Here is a 24157-nt window from a genome sequence, read left to right as displayed (position 1 = left end):
TCCCTCTGGGAGAGGGCCGGGATGAGGGAAAATTACAGCGCCGGTTTAAACCCCTCAAACCGCGACCCTTTATAACTCAGCGTCCCTTTCTCCCCCACCGTCAGTTGATGGTACTGCGGCGCCTCCAGGCGGAAGGTCATCTCCAGACCGCCCGTTTCCGGCTTAAAGCTCGCTTCATAGCGCATAGCGGTACCCGCCGGCGCGACCTGCTGTTGCCGCGAGCGGCGGTCGTTAAGGGGCTTCTCGCGTTTGTTGCTCACAATCACGCGCTTTTGCATCAGTGGCGCAGCGTCGTTATCCGCCTTTTCGCGGCGCTGTTGCACAAAACGGAACGACGCGGCAATAACGATAATCGCCACCACGATAATGAAAAACAGCGGCATCTTGCTCATTCAACCATCCCATAAGATTATGCGGAATTCAGGATACCCTGCCTTCCCCGCCATTGCCAAACGCCCGCCCGCGTCACTACACTGAATGAGAAACTGATTATTCAGCCTTAACAGATACAGGGAGTTAATATGCTTTGGTCATTTATCGCTGTCTGTTTTTCCGCATGGCTTTATGTCGATGCGTCGTACCGTGGTCCCACCTGGCAGCGCTGGCTGTTTAAACCCGTCACACTGCTGCTGCTCCTGCTGCTTGCCTGGCAAGCACCGATGTTCAACGCCATAAGTTATCTGGTCCTCGCCGGATTGTGCGCCTCCCTGATTGGCGATGCCCTGACCCTGCTGCCGCGCCAGCGCCTGCTGTATGCCGTGGGGGCGTTCTTCCTGTCGCATCTGCTGTACACCATTTACTTCGCCAGCCAGATGACGCTCTCGTTCTTCTGGCCGCTGCCGCTGGTGCTGCTGGTGATTGGCGCCCTGCTGATTGCGGTGATCTGGTCGCGTCTGGAAGAGATGCGGTTGCCGATCTGCACGTTTATCGCCATGACGCTGGTGATGGTATGGCTGGCAGGTGAACTGTGGTTCTTCCGCCCAACGGCCCCGGCGATGTCCGCATTCTTCGGTGCGGCGCTGCTGTTGATCGGCAATATCGTCTGGCTGGGTAGCCACTATCGCCGCCGTTTCCGGGCAGATAACGCGATTGCCGCCGCCTGTTACTTTGCCGGGCACTTCCTGATTGTGCGTTCCCTGTATATCTAAATAACGCTTGACTCTGGAGTCGACTCCAGAGTGTATGCTGCGGTTAATGAGAAAATTATCATTGCCGGAGACTGCCATGTCGACTCCAGAAATACCTAAAAAAGTTCCTCAATTCTCGGCGCTTAAGCTCAGCCCGGTGCCGTCGAAAGACGACTGCTGCTGCGAAGGCGCGTGTGAAACGCAAACGCAGCCGCTGCCCGAAAGCGGAAACCGCTACAGCTGGATCGTCAACGGTATGGACTGCGCCGCCTGCGCCCGTAAAGTTGAAAACGCCGTGAAACAGGTTCCGGGCGTGAGTCACGTTCAGGTGCTGTTCGCCACCGAAAAACTGCTGATCAGCGCCGAAAAGGACGTCAGCAAACAGGTGGAAGCCGCGGTCAGCCAGGCCGGTTACAGCCTGCGTAGCGAAACCGCCCCCGCGGAAAAAACGTCATCCCTGCGCGAAAATCTTCCGCTTGTTACGCTCATCATTATGATGGCCCTGAGCTGGGGGCTGGAGCAGATCAACCACCCGTTTGGCAATCTGGCATTTATCGCCACCACCCTGGTCGGGCTGTTCCCAATTGCCCGTCAGGCATGGCGTCTGATGAGAAGCGGCAGCTGGTTTGCCATCGAAACACTGATGAGCGTGGCCGCCATCGGCGCGCTGTTTATTGGTGCGACGGCAGAAGCGGCAATGGTGCTGCTGCTGTTCTTAATCGGTGAACGCCTTGAGGGCTGGGCTGCCAGCCGGGCGCGTAAAGGGGTCAGCGCGTTAATGGCCCTGAAACCGGAAACCGCCACCCGCGTGGTAAACGGTACGCGTGAAACGGTCGCCATCAGTACGCTCCGCCCGGGCGACGTGATAGACGTTGCCGCAGGGGGCCGTCTGCCTGCGGACGGTGAGTTGCTCACCGCCACGGCAAGCTTCGACGAAAGTGCTCTCACCGGGGAGTCCATTCCAGTGGAACGCGCAATGGGCGAAAAAGTGCCTGCGGGCGCCACCAGCGTCGATCGTCTGGTGCAGCTTAAGGTTCTTTCCGAACCGGGCGACAGCGCCATAGACCGTATCCTGAAGCTGATTGAAGAGGCCGAAGAACGCCGCGCGCCTGTCGAACGCTTCATCGACCGCTTCAGCCGTATCTACACCCCCGCCATTATGCTGGTTGCCCTGCTGGTTACCGTCATTCCCCCGCTGTTCTTTGGCGCGCCGTGGGAGGGCTGGATTTATAAAGGGCTGACGCTGCTGCTGATCGGCTGCCCGTGCGCGCTGGTCATATCCACCCCGGCGGCCATTACGTCCGGCCTGGCGGCGGCGGCACGTCGCGGCGCGTTGATTAAGGGCGGCGCGGCGCTGGAGCAGCTGAGCCAGGTTGAACACATCGCCTTCGATAAAACCGGCACACTGACCGTCGGCAAGCCGCAGGTCACCGGCGTGTATCCGCAGGAAATCAGTGAAGATGAACTGCTGACACTGGCCGCCGCCGTTGAACAGGGTTCCACTCACCCGCTGGCGATGGCAATTGTGCGTGAAGCACAGTCGCGAGGATTAACTATCCCGGCGGCGACCGCGCAGCGAGCGCTGGTAGGGTCAGGGATTGAGGCCACCGTTGACGGTAAAAAGGTACTGATTGTCGCGGCTGGCAAGTCTTCAAATCCAGAGGTCGAGGCGTTAGAAAAAGCCGGACAGACGGTTGTTGCCGTCATGCTTGACGGCGTCGTGAAAGGCATTCTGGCGCTGCGCGATACCCTGCGTGACGATGCCAGAGAGGCGGTGGCGGCGCTGCATCAGCTGGGCGTGCAGGGTGTGATTTTAACCGGGGACAACCCTCGCGCGGCGGCGGCCATTGCCGGTGAGCTGGGGCTCGAGTTTAAAGCCGGCCTGCTGCCTGCGGATAAGGTCAGCGCGGTGAAGGAGCTGAACGCACACGCCCCGCTGGCGATGGTCGGCGACGGGATTAACGATGCGCCGGCGATGAAGGCATCCACCATTGGCATCGCCATGGGCAGCGGTACCGACGTGGCGCTGGAGACCGCTGACGCGGCGCTGACCCACAACCGCCTGACCGGGCTGGCCCAGATGATCGCGCTTGCGCGGGCGACGCGGGCCAACATCCGCCAGAACATCGGCATCGCGCTGGGGCTGAAAGGGATTTTCCTGGTCACCACGCTGCTGGGCATGACCGGATTATGGCTGGCGGTGCTGGCGGATACCGGGGCAACGGTGCTGGTGACGGCAAACGCGCTCCGGCTGTTGCGTCGCCGGTAAAAAAACGCCCGGTGGCGCTAACGCTTACCGGGCCTACATGTCCTGCCAGATCACAGGTCGGGTAAGGCGAAGCCGCCACCCGACTTTTTTTATAAGAAATAGCTCATCGCCAGGCCTAAAAACAGCACCAGACCGACGTAGTTATTGTTCATAAACGCTTTAAAGCAGGCGTCACGTTCACGCTTAGCGATCAGCTTCTGCTGATAAGCAAACAGCAGCCCCGCCACCAGCACGGACCAGTAAAACGCCCAGTTCAGACCGTTGAGGCGACCGATCGCCACCATCAGCGCCAGCACGGCAACCTGCAGAATCCCGATGATCAGCTTGTCGTGACGGCCAAACAGAATGGCGGTGGATTTGATGCCAATTTTCAGATCGTCGTCGCGGTCAACCATCGCGTATTGGGTATCGTAAGCCACGGCCCAGAGAATGTTCGCCAGAAACATCAGCCAGCAGCTGAGCGGTAAGGACTCACTAACTGCCGCAAACGCCATCGGAATCGACCAGCCAAACGCCGCGCCCAGCACAACCTGCGGCAGATGGGTGTAGCGCTTCATAAACGGATAAACCCAGGCCAGTGCCAGCGCTGCCACGGAGAGCAGAATGGTCATGGTGTTCAGGGTTAACACCAGCAGGAAGGAGAGCAGCACCAGAACAACGAACAGCACGCGGGCCTCTTTCCCGGTCACCTGCCCACTGGGTAACGGACGACCGGCAGTCCGTTTGACATGGCCGTCGAATTTACGGTCGGCATAGTCATTGACCACGCAGCCCGCCGCACGCATCAGCCAGACCCCGGCAACAAACACGCCAAGGATCCACAGCGGCGGCACGCCTGGCGTCGCCACCCACAGCGCCCATAAGGTCGGCCACAGCAACAGTAACGCGCCAATAGGTTTATCGGTACGCATTAAGCGGTGATAAGCCAACAGCTTATTCTGCGTCAGGCTCCACTCCATTTTTTCTTCCTCTTAGTACAACGGTGATGCCGGTAAAAAAAGCTCCGTCAGAATTAACGGTTTACCACTCAGGCGAAGGCGGGAACGACGCCCCCACAGTTCGGCATCACGACCAATTTCAATAAAATCCCGGGTAAGTTCAGACGAGGTGAAGAGGTAACGCCCCAGCGGCGTTTTCCCCAGACGCTGCAGCGCCAGCTCGGGCCCGGAAAGGGTGGACTCGGGTACTACCGTCCGTCCTGCAAGCCACGGTTCACCGTCAGCACAGAGTAAAATTTCACGCAGCCAGTAACGAGGCTCCTGCGGCAGCAGCGGCAGTTCGCTGGCGATCTCATCGCCAGAGACAAACCCTTCCTGAATCAGGGTCACCGTGACCGTTTTCCCCTGCTGCTCAAAACGTTTCGTCATGGAATCTTCCAGCAACAGCCAGTCAAGCTGCTGCGGATCAAGCGCAGGGATGTGGTCGAAATAGCGCAGCGCACGCAGTTGCGTTAGCGCGGGGTGTGACATGCCAGACTCTCCGATACATAACGTACTGGCATTGTATCGCAGAAACGCGGATTGAGGGGGGCCAAACGTTATTTAACGATCACGATCGCAACAAGGGCGCAACAACCAGGACGAGACGAAAAAAAGTGCGCCCACTCAGGCGCACTAAACTACTAACAAATCAGCACTGTGGGGAAACGGTTACCCCTTGCCTTTTACACTGCTGATAAAGGTGGAACGGGCAGTGGTTGAACCTAAACGTTCGGCTTCATCAAGCAGTTTCAGCGCTTTATCGACATCGCCGCGCTTCACCGCCTGCTTAATGGCGTTGTTGAAGTACTCTTCGGTGTCGTTCAGTACCGGCTCAGCTTTCTTCGCCGGGGCCGGCGCTGCGGTCGCTACCGGTGCGGCTGCCGTGGCAGCTGGCGCGGCATAGACAGGTGCAGCGGTATTCCCCACGGTCACCGGCCCTGGGCCTGAGGAGCCAAACAGTGGGCCAACGAGTACGCTGGAGGCGCTGTTGGTGGAGACTTTCAGTTTGATCAGGCCATCAGTGGTATGACGGGCAAGCGGGTCCGGAATATCCGGAACCGAGTTGCCGGTGCCTTTCGCATAGGCTTTCGCCGGGTCAACCAGCTTTGTGGTCTGCTGCAAATCTTTCTCGGTGGTGAAGACCAGCACGTAAATTTTTTGCTGTCCCAGGGCTGGCGTCAGGCGCATCACGCCTTGCAGGCGGTCTGCACTCATCACGCCAGGCTCCTGATAGCTAAAGTAGCTGCTCGGGAAGAAAGCAGAAGGCGTCAGGTTTTGGTCCAGAATCAGCACGTTCGGCGCAAATACGCTGGTCTGTTTGTCCACCTCACTGGTTAACGTCAGGGTCAGTTCACCAATATTGGCTGGCACGCTGTAGGCGGCAACCGGCCCGGTGATCCCCGGCACGTTCAGCTGTTGTCCGCCTGTAGAAAGCTGGGTGGATTGCGTTTTGGATTGATCAACCGGTGTCCAGGTCAGTTGCTGGAGCGCCGCCGCCGGGATAGATGGCGCAGCGCTGGTATTTTGTGGCACGAAATTCACATCTGCCAGGGAGACCGCCGGAACACAGGCCATCAGCCCCGCAGAGAGGCACAGCGCGACGAGACTTTTCTTCATTTTCATTGTTATTACCTCTGATAGCGTGAGCACTGCGGTGGCCAGGCAATAGCGCGCAGCACCCTAAGGATAGAGGGGCTTTCGCCCCTCTTTTTAGGTCATTACGTCAGGTCTAACGAATTACCACCAGATTTCCATCTGGGCGCCGAAGGTCCACTCATCGTCGTCGCCACGGCTGAAGGTTTTCGCGGAAGTGTCACTGTATGCCACGCCAGAGGTGTAGCCGGTGTCACTGTTGTTCGCGTAACCCCATTTCTCATCCCACTTCGCGTAGGTTGCGAAGACACGGATAGCCGGACGAGACCAGATGCTGTCGCCTGCCTGCCATTGCTGTGCCAGGGTGATTTTGTACTGGCTGTTTTTCTCGTCAGTTCTCTGAGATTTGACGTTGTCGTAGCCCACTTCCAGCAAGGTGCTCATGATCGGCGTCCATTTGAACATTGGACGAACACCCACGGTCCACCACTCGGTACCGTTGTTGTTATCACGATCGATGTTCTGGTACATACCGACGTACATCAGGTCCCAACGGTCTGCCAGGGTGATTGCACCGTGGTCCAGCACACGCCACATGGAGCCATCGTTATCAACGCTACCGCCTTGAGGGATACCTTTGCCGTTAGAGGTCATGGAATCCGTACCGTACTGCAGTACGAACTTGTTGAAGCCTTTCATCATGCTCTGGGTATGTTCAGCAGTGAACAGCCAGCCATCTTTAGAGGCGCCAGGCTGCAGGTAGTAATCGTCTGGAATGTTGGTGTGACCGTAGTCAACACCCAGTTCCAGCGTACCGCCCGGGTTGGTTTCCAGACCAGCTAAACGGACGTCGAAGACATCGTTTGGCACGATACGATCATAGGTACGGTCGCCGTTAATATCGCGATCGGCGAAGGTGCCGGAACCGCCCGCTTCAGAAGAACGGGTGGCGGCCAGGGAGAGCTTGCCGAAGCCCAGGTCGATGTTTTCGATACCCGCACCAGGACCAGAAATATCCCAGTAGTAGAAGTCGATCATGTGAACGTCATGACGCTGATAGAAGCGCTTACCGGCCCAGATGGTGGAACCTGGCAATGCTTCAATGAGGTTTTTACCCTGCACGTTAGCTTCACGGAAGGCCGGGCTGGTGGCTTCCCAGTCATTCTGCTGAGAAACGGAATACGCGACGTTGGTGTCGAAGTAGAAGCTCTTATCGCCCTCTTTCCACACTTCCTGGCCCAGTTTCAGCTCGGCGTAGGTCTCACATTCGTTACCGAGACGGTATTTACTTTGAGCACCTGTTGCCTGGAAGCACTGCTGTTCACCGCCACTCCCGGTCCAGCCAATGCCGGAACGAGCATAACCTTTAAAGTCCACGGCGCCTGCCTGGGCAGACAGGATGCCTGCCGCAACGGCGATTGCCAGAGGGACTTGTTTGCGCAGAGTAATCATCATTCTATCTCCTGAGATCATTGCTTTTCTTTGAACACTTCACCTGTCGGTTTCGTGTCTTCTTTTGGGATTGCTTAAACGCCTGGCTCTTTATGCAACCGACGACATGCAGTGCCATCCTCACGGAACAGATGGCAACGCTCTGGCGGCAAGCCGATAGCGAATGTGGCACCCTCTTCTACCAACACCACGTCATTCTGGCGGTAGACCAGGTTCTGACGAATGGCGGGGATCTGGATATGAATCTGTGTTTCGTGACCAAGCTGTTCGACGACCTGAACCTCACCTTCCAGCGTCACATCGGCGATGTGGCTCGGCAGTAAATGTTCAGGACGAATACCGAGGGACATGTTTGCCCCCACCTGTACGTTGGCGCTGTCGACCGGCAGCCAGACTTGCTGACGGTTTGGCAGCTCCACCTGTACCTGTTCAATGGCTGTCGCGGTCACTTTAACGGGCAGGAAGTTCATCTTTGGCGAGCCAATAAAGCCCGCAACAAAGCGGTCTGCCGGGTAGTGATAGAGCTCCAGCGGTTTACCCACCTGCGCCACGCGACCGGCATCCAGCACCACAATTTTGTCCGCCAGAGTCATCGCTTCGACCTGATCGTGGGTGACGTAAATCATCGTGCGGCCAAGACGTTTATGCAGACGGGAGATTTCGATACGCATCTGGACGCGCAGGGCGGCATCCAGGTTGGAAAGCGGTTCATCGAGCAGGAACACGCGCGGTTCGGCGACAAGGGTACGGCCAATCGCCACACGCTGACGTTGACCGCCGGAAAGCGCTTTCGGTTTACGCTCCAGCAGGTGCGCCAGCTGTAACACTTCCGCCACCTGGGTGACGCGCTGGTTAATGACCTCTTTCTTCGCGCCGGCCAGCTTCAGACCGAAGGACATGTTCTCGGCCACGGAAAGATGGGGATAGAGTGCATAAGACTGGAACACCATGCCGACGCCACGTTCGGCGGGTGGGATGTCGTTCATTCGGGTATCACCGATCAGCAAGTCGCCGCTGGTGATGGTTTCAAGACCGGCAATCATACGCAGCAGAGTTGATTTACCGCAGCCTGATGGGCCGACAAATACCACGAATTCACCTTCGTGGATGTCCAGATTGATGTCTTTCGACACCACAACATCGCCCCAGGCTTTCGTTACATTACGCAGCTGTACGCTCGCCATGCCCTTCTCCCTTCGTTACAACCTGTCACCGACAGAAACATTCAAGATAAGTTCACTATGGGGTATCCATTACTTTCCTGAATCCTCCACCCCCCGGCTTTTTTATGGGGGAGGAGGCGGGAGGATGAGAGAGCAGGCTCTGCGACCGTCGCTGGCGGGGTGAGGCGAAATTCGTGAAGCGGCCAGCAAAATTCAGTGTGTTTTTATGTGCGCCAGCACTCATAACTTAAATTTATGCAACAGAGATCACACAAACGGGGGGTGGGGCGTAGGGGTTGGGAGGATGGAAAGAGGATGTCAAATAAGGAGACTGAGTCACGTTGAACCACTGAAGTCATACCACGAGACATCACCAAAAAGGATGGCAGATATGAATATCAAGACTGGCGCACGCGTTTTCGCATTGTCCGCCCTCGCAGCAATGATGATTTCCGCACCGGCGCTCGCCAAAATTGAAGAAGGCAAGCTGGTTATCTGGATTAACGGCGACAAAGGCTATAACGGCCTGGCCGAAGTGGGTAAAAAATTTGAGAAAGACACCGGTATCAAAGTCACCGTAGAGCACCCGGACAAACTGGAAGAGAAATTCCCGCAGGTTGCGGCAACGGGTGACGGTCCGGACATTATCTTCTGGGCACATGACCGCTTCGGTGGCTACGCACAGTCTGGTCTGCTGGCTGAAGTCACCCCGGACAAAGCCTTCCAGGACAAGCTGTTCCCGTTCACCTGGGACGCCGTTCGCTATAACGGCAAACTGATCGCTTACCCGGTTGCGGTAGAAGCCCTGTCTCTGATTTACAACAAAGACCTGGTACCTAACCCGCCGAAAACCTGGGAAGAGATCCCGAAACTGGATAAAGAGCTGAAAGCGAAAGGCAAGAGCGCGCTGATGTTCAACCTGCAGGAGCCGTACTTCACCTGGCCGCTGATTGCAGCCGACGGCGGTTACGCGTTCAAGTTTGAAAACGGCAAATATGACGTGAAAGACGTGGGCGTAGACAGCGCTGGCGCGAAAGCAGGCCTGACCTTCCTGGTTGACCTCATCAAGAACAAACACATGAACGCGGATACCGACTACTCCATCGCAGAAGCGGCGTTCAACAAAGGCGAAACCGCGATGACCATCAACGGTCCGTGGGCCTGGAGCAACATCGACAAGAGCAAAATCAACTACGGCGTGACGCTGCTGCCAACCTTCAAAGGCAAACCGTCTAAACCGTTCGTTGGCGTGCTGAGCGCCGGTATCAACGCGGCCAGCCCGAACAAAGAGCTGGCGAAAGAGTTCCTGGAAAACTATCTGCTGACCGATCAGGGTCTGGATGAAGTGAACAAGGACAAACCGCTGGGTGCTGTTGCGCTGAAATCCTTCCAGGATCAGCTGGCGAAAGATCCTCGTATCGCCGCCACCATGGATAACGCCCAGAAAGGCGAAATCATGCCGAACATCCCACAGATGGCCGCGTTCTGGTACGCCACTCGTACTGCCGTCATCAACGCCGCAAGCGGTCGTCAGACTGTCGATGCCGCGCTGAAAGATGCACAGGGTCGTATTACCAAGTAAGCAGAAAAACGGCGGGTGGCGCTTGCGCTTACCCGCCCTACGACTACGGCACGATCCGTAGGTCAGGTAAGCGCAGCGCCACCTGACGATAAGTTTTCACCGTTGTAGAGGAAAAACCCCATGGATGTCATTAAAAAGAAACGCTGGTGGCAAAGCGACGCGCTGAAATGGTCAGCGATCGGTCTGCTGAGTCTGCTGGTGGGTTACCTTGTTGTTTTAATGTACGTACAAGGGGAATATCTGTTTGCCATCATGACGCTGATTTTAAGCTCTGCTGGCCTGTATATTTTCGCCAACCGTAAAACCTATGCCTGGCGTTATGTCTATCCGGGCGTGGCCGGGATGGGGCTGTTTGTCCTTTTCCCGCTGATTTGTACTATCGCCATTGCGTTTACCAACTACAGCAGCACCAACCAGCTTGCGCAGGAACGCGCGCAGCAGGTCCTGCTGGAGCGCTCTTATCAGGCCGGCAAGACCTTTAACTTCGGTCTGTATCCTGCCGGTAAAGAGTGGAAGTTAGCGCTCACTGACGAAGCTAGCGGCAAATACTATGTCTCCGACGCCTTCACGTTCGGCGGCGAACAGAAGCTGGCCTTAAAAGAGGCTGCCGCCCTGCCGGAAGGTGAACGCGCCAACCTGCGTGTCATTACCCAGAACCGTCAGGCGCTGACCCAGCTCACTGCGGTGTTGCCAGACGAAAGCAAAGTGACGATGAGCTCGCTGCGCCAGTTCTCCGGCACACAGCCGCTCTATACCCTGGCGGATGACGGCACGCTTACCAACAACCAGAGCGGCGTGAAATATCGTCCGAACAACGACATTGGTTTCTATCAGTCCATTACCGCCGACGGCAAATGGGGTGATGACAAACTCAGCCCGGGTTATACCGTGACCATCGGCTGGGACAACTTTACCCGCGTGTTCACCGACGAAGGTATTCAGAAACCGTTCTTCGCCATCTTTGTCTGGACAGTCGTCTTCTCGGTGCTGACCGTGCTGCTGACCGTGGCCGTGGGCATGGTGCTGGCCTGCCTGGTTCAGTGGGAGTCCCTGAAAGGTAAAGCGATTTACCGCGTGCTGCTGATCCTGCCCTATGCCGTACCGTCGTTCATCTCGATTCTGATTTTCAAAGGGCTGTTTAACCAGAGCTTCGGTGAAATCAACATGATGTTGAGCGCGCTGTTTGGCATTAAACCAGCCTGGTTCAGCGACCCGACCACCGCCCGCGCGATGATTATCATTGTGAATACCTGGCTGGGCTATCCGTACATGATGATCCTGTGCATGGGTCTGCTGAAGGCCATCCCGGACGATCTGTACGAAGCCTCAGCGATGGATGGCGCAGGCCCGTTCCAGAACTTCTTTAAGATTACGCTGCCGCTGCTCATTAAGCCGCTGACGCCGCTGATGATCGCCAGCTTCGCCTTTAACTTTAACAACTTCGTGCTGATTCAGCTGTTGACCAACGGTGGTCCGGACCGTCTTGGCACCACCACGCCGGCAGGCTATACCGACCTGCTCGTGAGCTACACCTACCGTATCGCTTTCGAAGGCGGCGGCGGACAGGACTTCGGTCTGGCGGCAGCGATTGCCACCCTGATCTTCCTGCTGGTTGGCGCACTGGCGATTGTGAACCTGAAAGCCACACGTATGAAATTTGACTAAGGAGGGCAACGATCATGGCTATGGTACAACCCAAATCTCAAAAACTGCGCCTCCTCGTGACGCACTTAGGTCTGCTGATTTTTATCGCGGCGATCATGTTCCCGCTGCTGATGGTTATCGCCATCTCCCTGCGTTCGGGTAACTTCGCCACCGGGAGCCTGATCCCGGACGAAATCTCCTGGGAGCACTGGAAGCTCGCGTTGGGCTTCAGCGTGGAACACGCGGATGGCCGCGTCACGCCGCCGCCGTTCCCGGTCCTGCTGTGGCTGTGGAACTCGGTGAAAATCGCAGGTATTACCGCGGTTGGTATCGTGGCGCTTTCCACCACCTGCGCTTACGCCTTCGCCCGTATGCGTTTCCCGGGCAAAGCGACGCTGCTGAAAGGGATGCTGATTTTCCAGATGTTCCCGGCAGTGCTCTCCCTGGTGGCGCTGTATGCCCTGTTTGACCGCCTGGGCCAGTATGTGCCGTTTATCGGTCTCAACACCCACGGCGGCGTAATCTTCGCTTATCTGGGCGGTATCGCACTGCATGTGTGGACCATTAAAGGCTATTTCGAAACCATCGACGGTTCGCTGGAAGAAGCAGCCGCGCTGGATGGGGCAACCCCATGGCAGGCGTTCCGTCTGGTGCTGCTGCCGCTCTCGGTGCCAATCCTGGCGGTGGTGTTTATCCTGTCGTTTATCGCCGCCATCACCGAAGTGCCTGTCGCGTCGCTGTTGCTGCGCGATGTTAACAGCTACACCCTGGCCGTAGGGATGCAGCAATACCTCAACCCGCAAAACTACCTGTGGGGTGACTTTGCCGCAGCGGCCGTACTCTCTGCCATCCCGATTACCGTGGTGTTCCTGCTGGCGCAGCGCTGGCTGGTCAACGGCCTGACAGCGGGCGGTGTGAAAGGTTAAGTTTCATTTTGTTATGCCACTGCAACCCTCAACTTTAGACGTATTGTATTGACCCAACTTGTGACTGTTGTTAGGCGCTCTTCGGAGCGCCATTTTTTTATGCCTCAGACACGCACAAAATCAGTCTCAAAGTTAAAGGTATGCCAGAGATGGCGGGCGCAGGAGTATTCAAACAACTTGCCATTATCCAGAAACGCCGTCTGTTCAACCTGAATGAGCGTCGTGGGTTCAGCGAGCGCCAGCCACATCAACTCCTGTTCGCTGGCGCGTCGTCCAGTGACTTTCATATGAGCGCTATGGACGGTATATCCCAGTTCATGGGTAATGTAAGCGTAGATGGAGTGCTGGACATGGCGCAGTGCAAGGTGAGGAAACAGCGCGACAGGCATCCAGGTGTACTCCACGATGGAAGGCGTCTGTGCGATAACGCGCACCCTGCAGATCTCATGCACCAGTTCGCCCTCCGGGATTTGCAATTTTTGTGCGATATCCGCCGGGGCCGGAACGGCTCTGTACCACTGCACGCACGTGGCGAGCGTTTTTCCCTGCGCAGCGCAGCGCTGTGCGGTACCAATCAGGTGTGAGTTGCTGGCGGCGGAAACCTGGCGTTTAACAAACGAGCCCAGTCCACGCTTACGCAGTACCAGGCCCTCACGCACCAGTACATCCAGTGCTTTGGTGATGGTTAGCTCGCTACAACCGAATTCAGCGGCAAGCCTGCCCCCTTCGGGCAATTTTTTGTCGGGAGCATAGATGCCCACCATAATGCGCCGCCGCACTTCATGGTAGATCTCCATATACTTAGGCATAACGCTCTCCACAAACGGCCCCTTTCGGGGCCGGATTAAATTAACGAGACAGAGATGCTGCCATGCGCACCCAGGTATGCCGTCGGCCACGGATAGCGATGGATAAGGCATTTAGCGCCTCCGGATCGGCCATTCCCACTACCCCTGCGTCGCCAAAATTATGCATGTCACTCCCGCAACGCTTACTGGCCAGGCCAATGTCGCGCACCGTAGCACAATCGGCCCCTTCCTGACTACTGCTCAGCGTAGTGATGGCAAGCCCTCCCAGCGCCTGCACCGCCTGCGTAATCTGGCTGACGCGTCCTTCCGATGCCCCCCGGCATCCGCCCGGTGCCGGAAAGATTGCGCCGTCTGCGCCCGCGAGGATGTATCCGGCATACTCCTGCGGTTGCGCCATCCCCGACGTGTAAAATTTCGCCGCCAGAATCAGCTTATCGGTTTGTGCCCTGAGCGCCTCTATCGCCTGACACATACGTTCAGCCGTGACGCCGGGTTTGTCGTAGCCAGTCAGGCAGTAAAAATCCGCATGCCGCATTGCCTCAACATGTGCGGGCAGAAAAGCGCCGGGACTGGAGAGATCGTCTGCGGGCAGGACTTCAAAATTGACGCCCGTTAAACGGCCCGTGAGGCATTTCACCTGGCTGACAGGATCGGCGCCAAATCGCGCATCTCCCCCTTTTAACACGGGCTGCTGAAAATTCATGCCCTTGAGCAGCAGCAGATCGGCGCCAAACGCGCACAAAAGTTCCGCATTGGTCACCTCGGCGAACAGCGGAGAAGCACTGACGGCAATTTCCGCCATAATGACGCGCCCTTCGCAGGCGCTAATGGCATCACGCAGACTCTCGCCAGTAACGGGCCCACGGAAGTCGCTGGCCCGGCAGTTCAGGAGTCGCTTCATCATCACACCTCCTCGTCCAGCGTGACGATAGCAGGCGTTGACTGATGAAAGGCCTTTTGCAGAATCTCAAGATTGGTCAATGCTTCCTGCTCGCTGACATAGTTGGCCTTGCCTGAGGAGAGCGTGTCGTACAGGGCGTCATAAACGCGTCCATAGTCGCCCGGCACCGCCGGTAACGTTTCCCGGACAGGGCATCCCGCGTCATCGATATACTCCAGCACCGCGCACTCGCGATCTTCGCCAAACCCCATTTCCCCCGGCATAATGCCTGCCTTCAGGCTGGTTTCCTGCTGGTCGATACCGTAGCGAACAAACGAGCCGCGCGTGCCGTGCACCGTGAACTTCGGTGCGGGTATGTTCACCAGATGGCTGGTTTTCACGATCGCGGTCGTCTTTCCGTAGTAGAGGTGAACCGCAAAAGCATCGTCAGGGTTAAGGGGATTTCTCTGACGCTGAAGATGGTACCCAACCTGCTGAGGGCGCCCCAGCAGGGCGATGATTTGATCGAGGGTATGCACGCCCAGACCATAAAACGCGCCGTCAAAATAGCTGCCAGGGCGGGTTTCCGCTTGCGGACGGAAATAGTCAAAATGGCTCTCTATCTCAACGATCTCTCCCAATTTACCGCTCTCGATCGCCTGCTTCATGGTCAGGTAGCAGCTGTCAAAACGTCGGTTCTGAAACGGAGAGACGGTTAAGCCCTTTTCCCTCGCGAGGGCAAACAGCGTTTTTGCTTCTTCTGGCGTGGTGGTAAATGGTTTCTCGACCAGCACGTTTTTGCCATGCTCCAGGCATAGCCGGGCATACTCAAAATGGCTGTCAGGATGGGTGCAGACAACCACCAGGTGAAGAGACGTATCCTCAAGAATATCCTGCAACCGGGAGGTAAAATGGATGTGCTGATAGTGCGGCTGCGCTTCAACCTCCGGTTTACGTGCAATATCGAAAACACGTTTAACGTTAAATTTATCCTTGCGGCATAACACGTAAGGGAGATGATAGCGCGTGGCGCTTTTACCAAAGCCAATATAGGCACAGTTAATCATACGGATTCCTTTTTAAAATAAGGCAGAGCAGCATTAATGACTGCCGGTCCATCGAGTTTGCTAAAGTGCTGTGGATCAAGGGGGATCACCGGGCAGTGATGGTTAATATCCTGCAGGATCGTTTCCTGCAAATAAGCGATTTGCGGACCAAGCAGAATAAGCCCCGCTTTTTGATACTCTTCCACCAGTTTCCCGGCGTTCACGGCATAGACGTTGAGGGTGCAATTCTGGCTCTCGCAGTATTTGCGCATTTTGCTGGCCATTAATGAGGTAGACATCCCTTCGTTACAGGCCAGAATAATGGTTTTGCCATCCAGCAGGTGAATATCCGTTTCGTCCTGCTGCGTTATTTCTGGCTCAGAGGCGATCGTGTTAATGAGCGTTTCATTGCTGCGTTTCATTAGCGAACGCTCATAGGCGGTTAAAAAGGGGAGATAGACCATAACGCCAAGCGCCAGTAACAGAACCTGCAAAATAACATTACGAACATCACCGCCAGATCCGAGCCAGCCAGAAATAAGCGGAGGTACTGACCAGGGAACATAGGCAATAATTTTTGAGACCCATCCCCAGGCCGTGGCAAAGTACGCAATTGTGAAATTAATCTGCGGATAGAGGATAAACGGGATCATCATTAACGGGTTGTAGAGCACCGGGAAACCAAAAATGACCGGCTCATTAATATTAAAAATGCCTGGGGCAATCACCGTCCGGGAAAAATTACGGTGGCTGGACATGCGGCTTCGGATGAACACCGCCAGCAGCAGGGCCAGCGTGCTCCCGGTTCCTCCCATATGGCCATACAGATCGCGAAATGGCAGAACGATAATATGGGGTGGGATCTGGCCGCTGGCGAAGGCGGACATATTCTCCTGCATTGCCACCAGCAAGGGAGGTTCAAGGATCGGATTAATAATCCCTCCCGGATGGATCCCCAACGAAAAGAGCAGATTTGTCAGGGTCGTTAATACCAGGAAACCGGATAAGTTCGTCGTTAAATGGACCAGCGGTGCCTGAATGAGATGCTGAATCAGCGCCGGGATTTCAGTATGAAGGAACAGATTTACGCTAAATGCGGCCAGCGCAAAAATAGCGATAGTCAGCATAATTGAAAACATCGACTGAAAGGATTGTACAACCATGGAGGGGACATCATCCCCGAGGCGAATCTGTAATTTTTTGCTTTTCGAAATCCATAAAAAAAGATGGGTTGAGAGCACCGCTGTCAGTATCGCCAGAAAAACACCGCCAGCATTGGTATTGCCGTAAGAAACACTCCCGGTAAGCTTAACCTGCTGGCCATCAGCCAGGGTTTGCACCGTTACAACAGGCATCAACGTATAAAATACCGCCAGCGCGACCATCGCAGGAATAACCGGCGAGGGATGCTTTTTCTTACTGGCAATATGATAAGCAATTAATATCACCAGCATCAGTGATAAAATATTCATTGTGCCGTTCAGTGCACGTTCGCCAATATTACGCAGCTGCACGAGAATTTCTGTGGATAACAGACCGCTCAACAAGCCTTTCGGATCAAGAAAAACATAATTGAGCATGATGAATAGTCCGGCAAGGACAAGGAACGGGACAGTAATAATAAAACTGTCCCGTAAACTTCGAAGATGGACTTCTGATGCCAGCTTTTGCGAGACGTCAGTTATCCGCTCCAGTAACGAAGAGTGGGCCATGCAGATCACCTGTCAAATAGATTGAGTATGTGGCAGTTAATTTCAGTACGGCTTATTCCTGAACTGCCACACATTTAAAACTATATAGTTTTAAATTAAATCTATATAGATCACATTTTGATCGCATCTCTCCGCAATCCGGACAGCTATTCGCGCTTCAGCCGCTTTGAATTACACAGCCAGAGGGTGATCACCAGCAGCAGGATCGCCGCCGAGTAGATCAGCACATCGAGGGGAGATTTATGATCGACGATGATCAGCCGCACTATCGCGGTGATCCCAATGTAGACAAAATAGCGTAGCGGGAAGTGAAAGCCTGACTGAAAATACTTCACAATCAGGGCGATAAATTCAAAGTAGAGAAAGTAGACCACCAGTCCTTCCACCAGCGCATATTTGCTGGTTTGCTCGGGGGCGAACAGCACATCCGCCAGATGCACCGTCTCTTTACCCAAAAAGACGACCAGTATCAGGCCAAGGCTCAGCAGACCGAGGTTCAGCACGGTCTGGAGGATAGTTGAGATAAACTCAACGCGCGGGCGAGTCAGGGATGTCATACAGCACCTCATTCTCCAGGGCGAGGTTCCTGTATAACGCAAAAATGTGACGTGGATCTATATTTTTTGTTTATATTTGATTCAACGGAGAGGATTCCCCTCACCCCGGACCGTACACCCTAAAGGGGCGAAGGGGAAAAGGAGGCTCCGAGCGATCCCCTCTCCCCTTTGGGGAGAGGGTTAGGGTGAGGGGAACAGGCATCAGCGGAAGTTAATATTCTTATCGCTCGTCATGTCGTACAGCTGGAACTTACGACCCAGCTGCTGACCGCCGTCACGCGTCAGCGGCGTCCAGCCAATGGCCGCGCGGCTGCGGGTTGGGCCTGACGAGAAGAGATCCAGCGGAATCGACACATACACCCCTTTGGTGAAGTCTCCTTCCCCGTATTCGTCCGGCGAGACGTTGGTGATGGTGGCGTAACCGCCCACGACCACGCCGCTGTCGAAGTGTTTAGAGATATCCAGCGTGCCGCCCTTATCGCCCGCCAGGTACTGACCGACGCTGGCTTTTACCAGCACATCAGGCGCAAACGACGGCGTCCAGTAGGCGGTCAGATGGCCCGTTTTGACGCTGTAGTCGGTGAACTTCATCATGTCCTGCGCGCTGCGCCAGTCACGCTGCTTGACGTAGTTGGCATCAATACCAAACGCCCAGTTGCTGTCCACCGGACGATACAGCACTTCCGCCCCCGCGCCGCCGTACATGGTTTCCAGGTACCCCCCGTAAACCTGGCCGTAGAAACCGTTGCCGAAGTACTGGAAGTAGTTGGCCTGCAGGTTGTTCACGTAGGCATCGTTCTGCACATATTCACGCACGCGGGTACGCACGCGTGGCAGCGTCGAGTCTTTTGGCGGGTTGGTGTAGTTGAACTTGTCGTAGTTGTTGGCGATGTTGCCAAACAGGCTGCCGGTGGTCAGCAGGTGGTCGGTGAGCCACAGATCCGCCGTCGCCATGACCCCGAGCTGATACATGTAGAAGTTTTCCGGCCCGCCGACGGACTGGTTCAGCACCGGATCGATATGGAAATCAAAGCGCGATTTATCGATATACCAGCCCTGTTCGGTAGTGTCCGGCACGATCGGCTCAACGCGTTTTTGCACCAGTTCGGTTTCATGCCCCAGCGGTTCGCCTTCCAGATGGCGCTTGAGGCTGGCGACGTCCGTTTCCGTTGTCACCTGCGGCAGGTTGAGACGGTTCTCCGTCACGCGGATCGTACGGATCCCGTCCGGCAGATCGTTCATGATGATCCGGTTGGCGCGCTCGATCCCTTCCCGCGAGTCGCGATATTTTACCTGCTCACCGGTGACGTACAGCGTATCCCCTTTGACCTGAATTTTCGGATCGGCGAGGCCTGCGTTGTATTTCAGCAATGTCAGCTGGTTTGCCACGACGGAGTGCTGCAGGATCGCATCCTGCGGCTCCGGCTGGTATGCAGGCCGCGCGTTGTCATTGTAGTGCGGGCGCATGTCGTTAAAGTTGGTGCGCAGCGTGAAGCCAAACATCACCGTATTGCCACGCTCGTAGCTGAGGTTAACGTCAGCCCAGTCAGTGACGCGATAAATGGCGCCGACGTTAAACTTGCTCTTCTGCTCAATCTTCCCGGCGAAATCCTGCGAGTAGTTATTACCTTCGTACTCCAGCTTCAGGCGCAGCGGCTGCCAGGGGGTCTGATATTCCACACCGCCAAACAGCGATGCCGGGCCGTGGAACATCTGGTCGCCATTGATGGATCCCGCTTTCTGATAGCTGTTATCGCGGTAGCAGTATTTATCGCTGTAGGAGCAGAACGGGTTGGTCACGTTACCGCTGGTGCCCAGATAGCCCCATCCCAGGCCGAGAGAGAAGTCGAACGGTCCCCAGGCTTTGCTGGCGACGACGTATTCCGCATCAAACAGACCGGTACCGCCGATATCACGCGCCCCAACGGAGACCTGCGGCATCCAGTAGCTCTCTTCCCACAGACGCAGTTTGACGTCGAAGGCTTTATCTTTGTAGGTCTGATCGCCAGAGAAGGACTCAACGCTGCTGTATTTTTTGGTGCGCACGTCGGTGTAGCGCAGCGTGGTTTCAAGCCACGGGAACAGCTGCACAGACGCCGAGTAGTAGCGATACTGGTCGTTATCGCGGTAGTTAAGGCTCAACTCACCTTCACGCGCCATTCGCGCGGTGGGAGTCTGCATTAAACCGACGCCACCGAAGTCTGACTGAGACGGGCCAATGGGTGCCGGATACGTTTCTGCGTGGCAGGCGGCGCTCACGCAGAGCGCCAGCATGCTGTAGAGATAGGTTCTTTTCATTATTCCGGTATCCGCTGAATCAGGGAGTGAAGGATATCGGCGTTAAGCCCGTCATAGGCCTTCGTCCAGAAATGGTCGGCAAAACCGACAAAAATCACGCTGCCAGGCGCAGGTTCGATATGGCGTTTGTTCCAGTAAGCAACCGGGGCTTTTTGCGTGTGCCCGTCCGGGTAAACCACCCAGGCGTAGCTGTTGTCCGCTCCGCTCAGCAGGCTTTGCTCGTCAAGATAGCTCGCCACATCGCGACCCGGCGTAAAAGGCTTGTTACCCGGGCTGCTGATCAGTCCGAAGACGGTAATGGTGGCAGGCTGTGCCGGTAGCCAGAGCGTGTAATCGCCTTCCAGCGCCGGGTTGCCGTTCTCCGACACCCGCACCTCATCCGGATCGAGATTGACCTGCAGCCGTCCTGTTATCTTCAGAGCCTGAAGCTGCTGGCGAACGCTGTTAATCGCCGCCGCGTCATCGCCATCTTCCTGCTCCGCTAACCCCGTCAGCCTGGCGAGAAGCGCCTTGTGCTGTTGTTCCGCTTCAGCAGTCTTCTGGCGTTCAGCGATGACCGCACCCGGCCACCAGCTGTTTGCCAGACGTGGCTGGCCGACGAGATCGATAAGATGACCGGCATTGGTCAATGTTTTAGGCTGCGTGCTCTCCGGGGTATAGACCTTCACCGTCCCGGCAGACCATGCGAGCGGTGTGGCAAAGCTTGCGATCAGCGCAACGCGAATAAGTGTTTTCATGATTTCGCGGCCTTGATCAGCGTGGTTTTGACCGGGAAGAATCCGGCGCCGAGATACTGCAGGGACTGGCGGATCTGCCCGTCATCGTCGATCCAGAAACGGTTATGCCAGGTGGCCTGATCGGTGACGACCTCTTCATCCAGCACGCGAACACGGGTTTCATCGCTACCCACGCTGACGCTGTCCGTGCCGTTCCAGCGGAAGGTCGAACGCGCCGTGGCGTAACGCACCTGCTTATGTTCGGTCCAGCCCATCGTGCGCGTCCAGCTTGCGCCGTCGGTAATCTGGTTCGGTTTGATCAGCGGGTCGGCCGCGAGGTTATTCACCTCAAGCAGGTTATCGCCGCCCAACAGGGTTTTTACGATACGACCGTGCTGTGTCACGATGGTGGCCTGATCCTGCGTCACCCATTTCTGCTGCCCGTTTTCATCGAAAGCGAGCACCACAAACAGTTGCGGGCCATCGTTAAGCTGCATGTACTGGCTGGCATACGGCATGTTTTGCAGTTCGTCATCGGTCAGATGCACGCCCGGTGTGCCGAACATGCTCTCCCACAGTGAGTTTCCCAGCCCTTTGGTGGTGGCCGAGCACGCCTGCAACAGCAGGCAAATCAGGATGATCCCAGGTCGCTTCACGACTCTTCTCCGCATTATTGCCGGGTGGCGCTACTCGTACCCGGCCTACAGGTCCCGAAGGCTACTGAAAAGCCAGAATAACCACACCGAAGTGTGGTTATGATTAAAACACCCGCTATTACTGGGTGCTGGTTGTCGTGGTGGTCGTGGTTCCGGTATTGGAGCCATCACCGCCACCGGTTGCCGCCAGCGCGACACCCACGGCTGAACTTACGGTGCTGGCGCTGGCCGCGGTAGAACTTCCCGCAGACGCAGACGTCGCAGCCGAACCTGCCGCTTCCCCGACCTGAACCGGAGCTGCATAAACAGATGTCGCCGCAAGCGCAGATATGGCAAAAATGCCATACAGTACTTTCTTCATAAGAATTTCCCTTCATTGAATGAATGGAGATTTGCCCAAAAAGAATTTCAGGCGGATTCGAGTATACACAACTCCCGCCGTGGGTTTGCCGTCCGGGGAAATAGGAAAGGGGTTTTCAGACTAATGGATAAAATTGAAAGATAAGAGCAATTAACCAAATATAGAGAACATACAAATCAATAAGATAGAATTAAAAATGGACTATGCCGTTATCCGTATATTCCTAAAGTAAACCTCAGTCATTAACGGGTTAACGGCTTTTTTCAGATTAAACTCAGTACAGGAATTAGAGCTAAATAACAGACATCAGGAATTATCTGATAAAAAAATGCCGGCATATCGCCGGCACATTTTCATGACAATTTAATTACGCACGCCATGCTTTATAACGGTTAATCAAGCCATTGGTCGAGCTATCGTGGCTGGTGATCGCGTTATCGTCACCCAACTCTGGCAGGATACGGTTTGCCAGCTGTTTGCCCAGCTCAACGCCCCACTGGTCAAAGGTGAAGATGTTCAGGATCGCGCCCTGAGTGAAGATTTTGTGCTCATACAGGGCAATCAGCGCACCCAGGCTGAACGGCGTGATTTCGCGCAGCAGGATAGAGTTGGTTGGACGGTTGCCTTCGAACACTTTGAACGGGACAACGTGGTCCAGCGTGGCCGGATCTTTACCCTGGTCGCGGTATTCCTGCTCAACCACCTCACGAGATTTACCAAACGCCAGCGCTTCGGTCTGGGCGAAGAAGTTCGACAGCAGCTTCAGATGATGGTCGGACAGCGGGTTATGGGTGATAGCCGGGGCGATGAAATCGCACGGTACCATTTTGGTGCCCTGGTGAATCAGCTGGTAGAAGGCATGCTGGCCGTTAGTACCCGGCTCGCCCCAGATGATTGGCCCGGTCTGGTAATCCACCGCGTTGCCGTTACGGTCAACATATTTACCGTTGGATTCCATGTTGCCCTGCTGGAAGTAAGCAGCGAAGCGGTGCATGTACTGGTCATACGGCAGGATCGCTTCGGTTTCGGCACCGAAGAAGTTGTTGTACCAGATACCGATCAGCGCCAGCAGCACCGGCAGGTTTTTCTCAGGTGCGGTGGTGGAGAAGTGTTTATCCATCGCGTGCGCGCCGGAGAGCAGCTCAACGAAATTGTCGAAGCCCACGGACAGGATGATGGACAGACCGATCGCGGACCACAGAGAGTAACGGCCGCCGACCCAGTCCCAGAACTCAAACATATTCGCGGTATCGATACCGAACTCGCTGACCGCTTTACCGTTGGTGGACAGCGCCGCGAAGTGTTTCGCCACGTGCTTGTTGTCGCCCGCGGTTTTCAGGAACCAGTCGCGCGCGCTGTGGGCGTTGGTCATGGTTTCCTGGGTGGTGAAGGTTTTAGACGCGACCAGGAACAGGGTGGTTTCCGGGTTCACGTTTTTCAGCACTTCGGCGATGTGGGTACCATCAACGTTCGAGACAAAGTGCATGTTGAGGTGGTTTTTGTACGGGCGCAGCGCTTCGGTCACCATGAACGGACCGAGGTCAGAACCGCCGATACCGATGTTAACCACGTCGGTGATCGGTTTGCCGGTGTAACCTTTCCAGCTTCCGGAGATGATCGCTTCAGAGAAGGCTTTCATCTTTTCCAGCACCGCGTTCACTTCCGGCATCACGTCTTTGCCGTCGACGATGATTGGGGTATTGCTACGGTTACGCAGGGCTACATGCAGTACGGCACGGTCTTCGGTGCGGTTAATCTTCTCACCGGAGAACATGGATTTGATGGCGTCGGCCAGTTCAGTCTCTTTCGCCAGATCCTGCAGTTTTGCCAGTGTCTCTTCGGTGATACGGTTTTTGGAGAAATCCACCAGCATCAGGTCATCGAAAGTCGCGGAGAACTTACTGAAACGATCGGCATCTTTCGCGAACAGATCCGCGATGGTGACGTCTTTCATTTCATCAAAATGTTTCTGGAGTGCCTGCCAGGCAGCGGTCTGCGTTGGGTTGATGTTTTTCATTAGCAATACTCTTCTGATTTGAGAATTGTGACTGCGGTCGATTGTAGCGCCTGCAAATAAAAATTGTGATGGTTTTTATGCCATTGCCCTGGCCTGCATCAAACACAGGTGAAAAGACCCGAAAAGTATAGCTGCTGAATTGCCCTTCTGCGGCGGCGAAATGTCGGTCAAAAAGCCCTAAAACGGAGCATAAAATCTGGCCCTGTTATAAGTCCTGTTTCTCAGGGGTACCCCCCCATAAAAAATCCGCATAATCCCAGCATTGACAGGACCTCCCCCACATTTTATTTATAGGGCCGTATTTTGCGCCTGCACCTGTTTTCGTTTCATTCTTGTGCCATGGTCGCTTATTCATTCCCTGACACGAGG

Annotated in this window: 21 protein-coding genes; 5 read left to right on the top strand and 16 right to left on the bottom strand. The window is 55.6% G+C overall.

Annotated elements, in window-relative coordinates; translation table 11 throughout:
- Window positions 1-32: 32 nt before the first annotated feature.
- On the bottom strand, window positions 33-392 hold the full coding sequence (locus tag EKN83_RS19460) for a DUF2500 domain-containing protein (RefSeq protein ID WP_025758976.1): 360 nt from the start codon (window positions 390-392) through the stop codon (window positions 33-35).
- 129 nt (window positions 393-521) lie between these two features.
- Here EKN83_RS19460 and EKN83_RS19455 point away from each other — a divergent pair, with 129 nt between their 5' ends.
- Window positions 522-1148 carry a lysoplasmalogenase gene (locus tag EKN83_RS19455; RefSeq protein ID WP_025758977.1) on the top strand — a complete coding sequence of 209 codons (627 nt, stop codon included), beginning with the start codon at window positions 522-524 and terminating at the stop codon, window positions 1146-1148.
- Between the two features lie 76 nt (window positions 1149-1224).
- Window positions 1225-3396, top strand: a complete 2172-nt coding sequence (zntA, locus tag EKN83_RS19450) for a Zn(II)/Cd(II)/Pb(II) translocating P-type ATPase ZntA (protein WP_126801520.1) — start codon at window positions 1225-1227, stop codon at window positions 3394-3396.
- 89 nt (window positions 3397-3485) lie between these two features.
- Here the strand turns inward: zntA and ubiA are convergent, their stop codons facing one another.
- From ubiA to malK, 5 genes are all read right to left on the bottom strand, one after another.
- Window positions 3486-4355 carry a 4-hydroxybenzoate octaprenyltransferase gene (gene ubiA / locus EKN83_RS19445; protein ID WP_025758979.1) on the bottom strand — a complete coding sequence of 290 codons (870 nt, stop codon included), beginning with the start codon at window positions 4353-4355 and terminating at the stop codon, window positions 3486-3488.
- Window positions 4356-4367: 12 nt separating this feature from the next.
- Window positions 4368-4865, bottom strand: a complete 498-nt coding sequence (gene ubiC, locus EKN83_RS19440) for a chorismate lyase (RefSeq protein ID WP_025758980.1) — start codon at window positions 4863-4865, stop codon at window positions 4368-4370.
- A gap of 180 nt (window positions 4866-5045) precedes the next feature.
- Window positions 5046-5999: a maltose operon protein MalM gene (gene malM, locus EKN83_RS19435; RefSeq protein ID WP_095450284.1), complete on the bottom strand. Its 954-nt coding sequence runs from the start codon at window positions 5997-5999 to the stop codon at window positions 5046-5048.
- Window positions 6000-6113: 114 nt separating this feature from the next.
- The gene (locus tag EKN83_RS19430; protein ID WP_126801519.1) at window positions 6114-7424 is read right to left on the bottom strand and encodes a maltoporin; all 1311 of its coding nucleotides are present in this window, start codon (window positions 7422-7424) and stop codon (window positions 6114-6116) included.
- Between the two features lie 71 nt (window positions 7425-7495).
- Window positions 7496-8605 (bottom strand): maltose/maltodextrin ABC transporter ATP-binding protein MalK, encoded by a 1110-nt coding sequence (gene malK / locus EKN83_RS19425; protein WP_008500080.1) that lies wholly within the window; start codon window positions 8603-8605, stop codon window positions 7496-7498.
- A gap of 370 nt (window positions 8606-8975) precedes the next feature.
- Here malK and malE point away from each other — a divergent pair, with 370 nt between their 5' ends.
- The 3 genes from malE to malG all read left to right on the top strand — a co-directional run bounded on the left by malE (window position 8976) and on the right by malG (window position 12736).
- On the top strand, window positions 8976-10166 hold the full coding sequence (gene malE / locus EKN83_RS19420) for a maltose/maltodextrin ABC transporter substrate-binding protein MalE (RefSeq protein WP_059386340.1): 1191 nt from the start codon (window positions 8976-8978) through the stop codon (window positions 10164-10166).
- Between the two features lie 120 nt (window positions 10167-10286).
- On the top strand, window positions 10287-11831 hold the full coding sequence (gene malF, locus EKN83_RS19415) for a maltose ABC transporter permease MalF (RefSeq protein WP_126801518.1): 1545 nt from the start codon (window positions 10287-10289) through the stop codon (window positions 11829-11831).
- Window positions 11832-11845: 14 nt separating this feature from the next.
- The gene (gene malG, locus EKN83_RS19410) at window positions 11846-12736 is read left to right on the top strand and encodes a maltose ABC transporter permease MalG (protein ID WP_025758991.1); all 891 of its coding nucleotides are present in this window, start codon (window positions 11846-11848) and stop codon (window positions 12734-12736) included.
- A gap of 104 nt (window positions 12737-12840) precedes the next feature.
- Here the strand turns inward: malG and EKN83_RS19405 are convergent, their stop codons facing one another.
- From EKN83_RS19405 to pgi, 10 genes are all read right to left on the bottom strand, one after another.
- Window positions 12841-13545: a GntR family transcriptional regulator gene (locus EKN83_RS19405; RefSeq protein ID WP_045286180.1), complete on the bottom strand. Its 705-nt coding sequence runs from the start codon at window positions 13543-13545 to the stop codon at window positions 12841-12843.
- A 40-nt stretch (window positions 13546-13585) separates the two neighbouring features.
- Window positions 13586-14449 (bottom strand): hypothetical protein, encoded by an 864-nt coding sequence (locus tag EKN83_RS19400; protein WP_235424903.1) that lies wholly within the window; start codon window positions 14447-14449, stop codon window positions 13586-13588.
- Window positions 14449-15492, bottom strand: a complete 1044-nt coding sequence (locus tag EKN83_RS19395; protein ID WP_126801517.1) for an oxidoreductase — start codon at window positions 15490-15492, stop codon at window positions 14449-14451. The genes EKN83_RS19400 and EKN83_RS19395 overlap by 1 nt, the downstream gene beginning before the upstream one ends.
- Window positions 15489-17183 carry a PTS transporter subunit EIIC gene (locus EKN83_RS19390; RefSeq protein ID WP_126801516.1) on the bottom strand — a complete coding sequence of 565 codons (1695 nt, stop codon included), beginning with the start codon at window positions 17181-17183 and terminating at the stop codon, window positions 15489-15491. The genes EKN83_RS19395 and EKN83_RS19390 overlap by 4 nt, the downstream gene beginning before the upstream one ends.
- Before the next feature lie 146 nt (window positions 17184-17329).
- The gene (gene psiE / locus EKN83_RS19385; RefSeq protein WP_000202963.1) at window positions 17330-17740 is read right to left on the bottom strand and encodes a phosphate-starvation-inducible protein PsiE; all 411 of its coding nucleotides are present in this window, start codon (window positions 17738-17740) and stop codon (window positions 17330-17332) included.
- A 201-nt stretch (window positions 17741-17941) separates the two neighbouring features.
- Window positions 17942-20038 carry a YjbH domain-containing protein gene (locus tag EKN83_RS19380; protein WP_045286175.1) on the bottom strand — a complete coding sequence of 699 codons (2097 nt, stop codon included), beginning with the start codon at window positions 20036-20038 and terminating at the stop codon, window positions 17942-17944.
- Window positions 20038-20775 carry a capsule biosynthesis GfcC D2 domain-containing protein gene (locus EKN83_RS19375; RefSeq protein WP_126801515.1) on the bottom strand — a complete coding sequence of 246 codons (738 nt, stop codon included), beginning with the start codon at window positions 20773-20775 and terminating at the stop codon, window positions 20038-20040. Before EKN83_RS19375 ends, EKN83_RS19380 begins: the two co-directional genes overlap by 1 nt.
- On the bottom strand, window positions 20772-21410 hold the full coding sequence (locus EKN83_RS19370; protein WP_025758995.1) for a YjbF family lipoprotein: 639 nt from the start codon (window positions 21408-21410) through the stop codon (window positions 20772-20774). The genes EKN83_RS19375 and EKN83_RS19370 overlap by 4 nt, the downstream gene beginning before the upstream one ends.
- Window positions 21411-21528: 118 nt before the next feature.
- Complete coding sequence (gene yjbE, locus EKN83_RS19365; protein ID WP_008503423.1) at window positions 21529-21771, bottom strand: exopolysaccharide production protein YjbE; 243 nt, start codon at window positions 21769-21771, stop codon at window positions 21529-21531.
- 367 nt (window positions 21772-22138) lie between these two features.
- Complete coding sequence (gene pgi / locus EKN83_RS19360) at window positions 22139-23788, bottom strand: glucose-6-phosphate isomerase (protein WP_126801514.1); 1650 nt, start codon at window positions 23786-23788, stop codon at window positions 22139-22141.
- Between the last annotated feature and the right edge of the window lie 369 nt (window positions 23789-24157).

Origin of the sequence: Enterobacter sp. WCHEn090032, assembly GCF_003986875.1 — a bacterium.
Taxonomy (GTDB): Bacteria; Pseudomonadota; Gammaproteobacteria; order Enterobacterales; family Enterobacteriaceae; genus Enterobacter; species Enterobacter sichuanensis.
Note: the sequence above shows the minus strand (reverse complement) of the source record. Positions and strands in the feature narration are given on the sequence as shown.

What these genes read in the sequence shown, in the direction of transcription:
- EKN83_RS19430 (WP_126801519.1), bottom strand. Translation starts at nt 7,424, where the DNA reads ATGATGATTACTCTGCGCAAACAAGTCCCTCTGGCAATCGCCGTTGCG.
- EKN83_RS19405 (WP_045286180.1), bottom strand. Translation starts at nt 13,545, where the DNA reads ATGCCTAAGTATATGGAGATCTACCATGAAGTGCGGCGGCGCATTATG.
- malE (WP_059386340.1), top strand. Translation starts at nt 8,976, where the DNA reads ATGAATATCAAGACTGGCGCACGCGTTTTCGCATTGTCCGCCCTCGCA.
- EKN83_RS19460 (WP_025758976.1), bottom strand. Translation starts at nt 392, where the DNA reads ATGAGCAAGATGCCGCTGTTTTTCATTATCGTGGTGGCGATTATCGTT.
- EKN83_RS19390 (WP_126801516.1), bottom strand. Translation starts at nt 17,183, where the DNA reads ATGGCCCACTCTTCGTTACTGGAGCGGATAACTGACGTCTCGCAAAAG.
- malF (WP_126801518.1), top strand. Translation starts at nt 10,287, where the DNA reads ATGGATGTCATTAAAAAGAAACGCTGGTGGCAAAGCGACGCGCTGAAA.
- zntA (WP_126801520.1), top strand. Translation starts at nt 1,225, where the DNA reads ATGTCGACTCCAGAAATACCTAAAAAAGTTCCTCAATTCTCGGCGCTT.
- malG (WP_025758991.1), top strand. Translation starts at nt 11,846, where the DNA reads ATGGCTATGGTACAACCCAAATCTCAAAAACTGCGCCTCCTCGTGACG.
- pgi (WP_126801514.1), bottom strand. Translation starts at nt 23,788, where the DNA reads ATGAAAAACATCAACCCAACGCAGACCGCTGCCTGGCAGGCACTCCAG.
- yjbE (WP_008503423.1), bottom strand. Translation starts at nt 21,771, where the DNA reads ATGAAGAAAGTACTGTATGGCATTTTTGCCATATCTGCGCTTGCGGCG.
- malK (WP_008500080.1), bottom strand. Translation starts at nt 8,605, where the DNA reads ATGGCGAGCGTACAGCTGCGTAATGTAACGAAAGCCTGGGGCGATGTT.
- ubiC (WP_025758980.1), bottom strand. Translation starts at nt 4,865, where the DNA reads ATGTCACACCCCGCGCTAACGCAACTGCGTGCGCTGCGCTATTTCGAC.
- malM (WP_095450284.1), bottom strand. Translation starts at nt 5,999, where the DNA reads ATGAAAATGAAGAAAAGTCTCGTCGCGCTGTGCCTCTCTGCGGGGCTG.
- psiE (WP_000202963.1), bottom strand. Translation starts at nt 17,740, where the DNA reads ATGACATCCCTGACTCGCCCGCGCGTTGAGTTTATCTCAACTATCCTC.
- ubiA (WP_025758979.1), bottom strand. Translation starts at nt 4,355, where the DNA reads ATGGAGTGGAGCCTGACGCAGAATAAGCTGTTGGCTTATCACCGCTTA.
- EKN83_RS19455 (WP_025758977.1), top strand. Translation starts at nt 522, where the DNA reads ATGCTTTGGTCATTTATCGCTGTCTGTTTTTCCGCATGGCTTTATGTC.
- EKN83_RS19380 (WP_045286175.1), bottom strand. Translation starts at nt 20,038, where the DNA reads ATGAAAAGAACCTATCTCTACAGCATGCTGGCGCTCTGCGTGAGCGCC.
- EKN83_RS19395 (WP_126801517.1), bottom strand. Translation starts at nt 15,492, where the DNA reads ATGATTAACTGTGCCTATATTGGCTTTGGTAAAAGCGCCACGCGCTAT.
- EKN83_RS19375 (WP_126801515.1), bottom strand. Translation starts at nt 20,775, where the DNA reads ATGAAAACACTTATTCGCGTTGCGCTGATCGCAAGCTTTGCCACACCG.
- EKN83_RS19400 (WP_235424903.1), bottom strand. Translation starts at nt 14,449, where the DNA reads ATGATGAAGCGACTCCTGAACTGCCGGGCCAGCGACTTCCGTGGGCCC.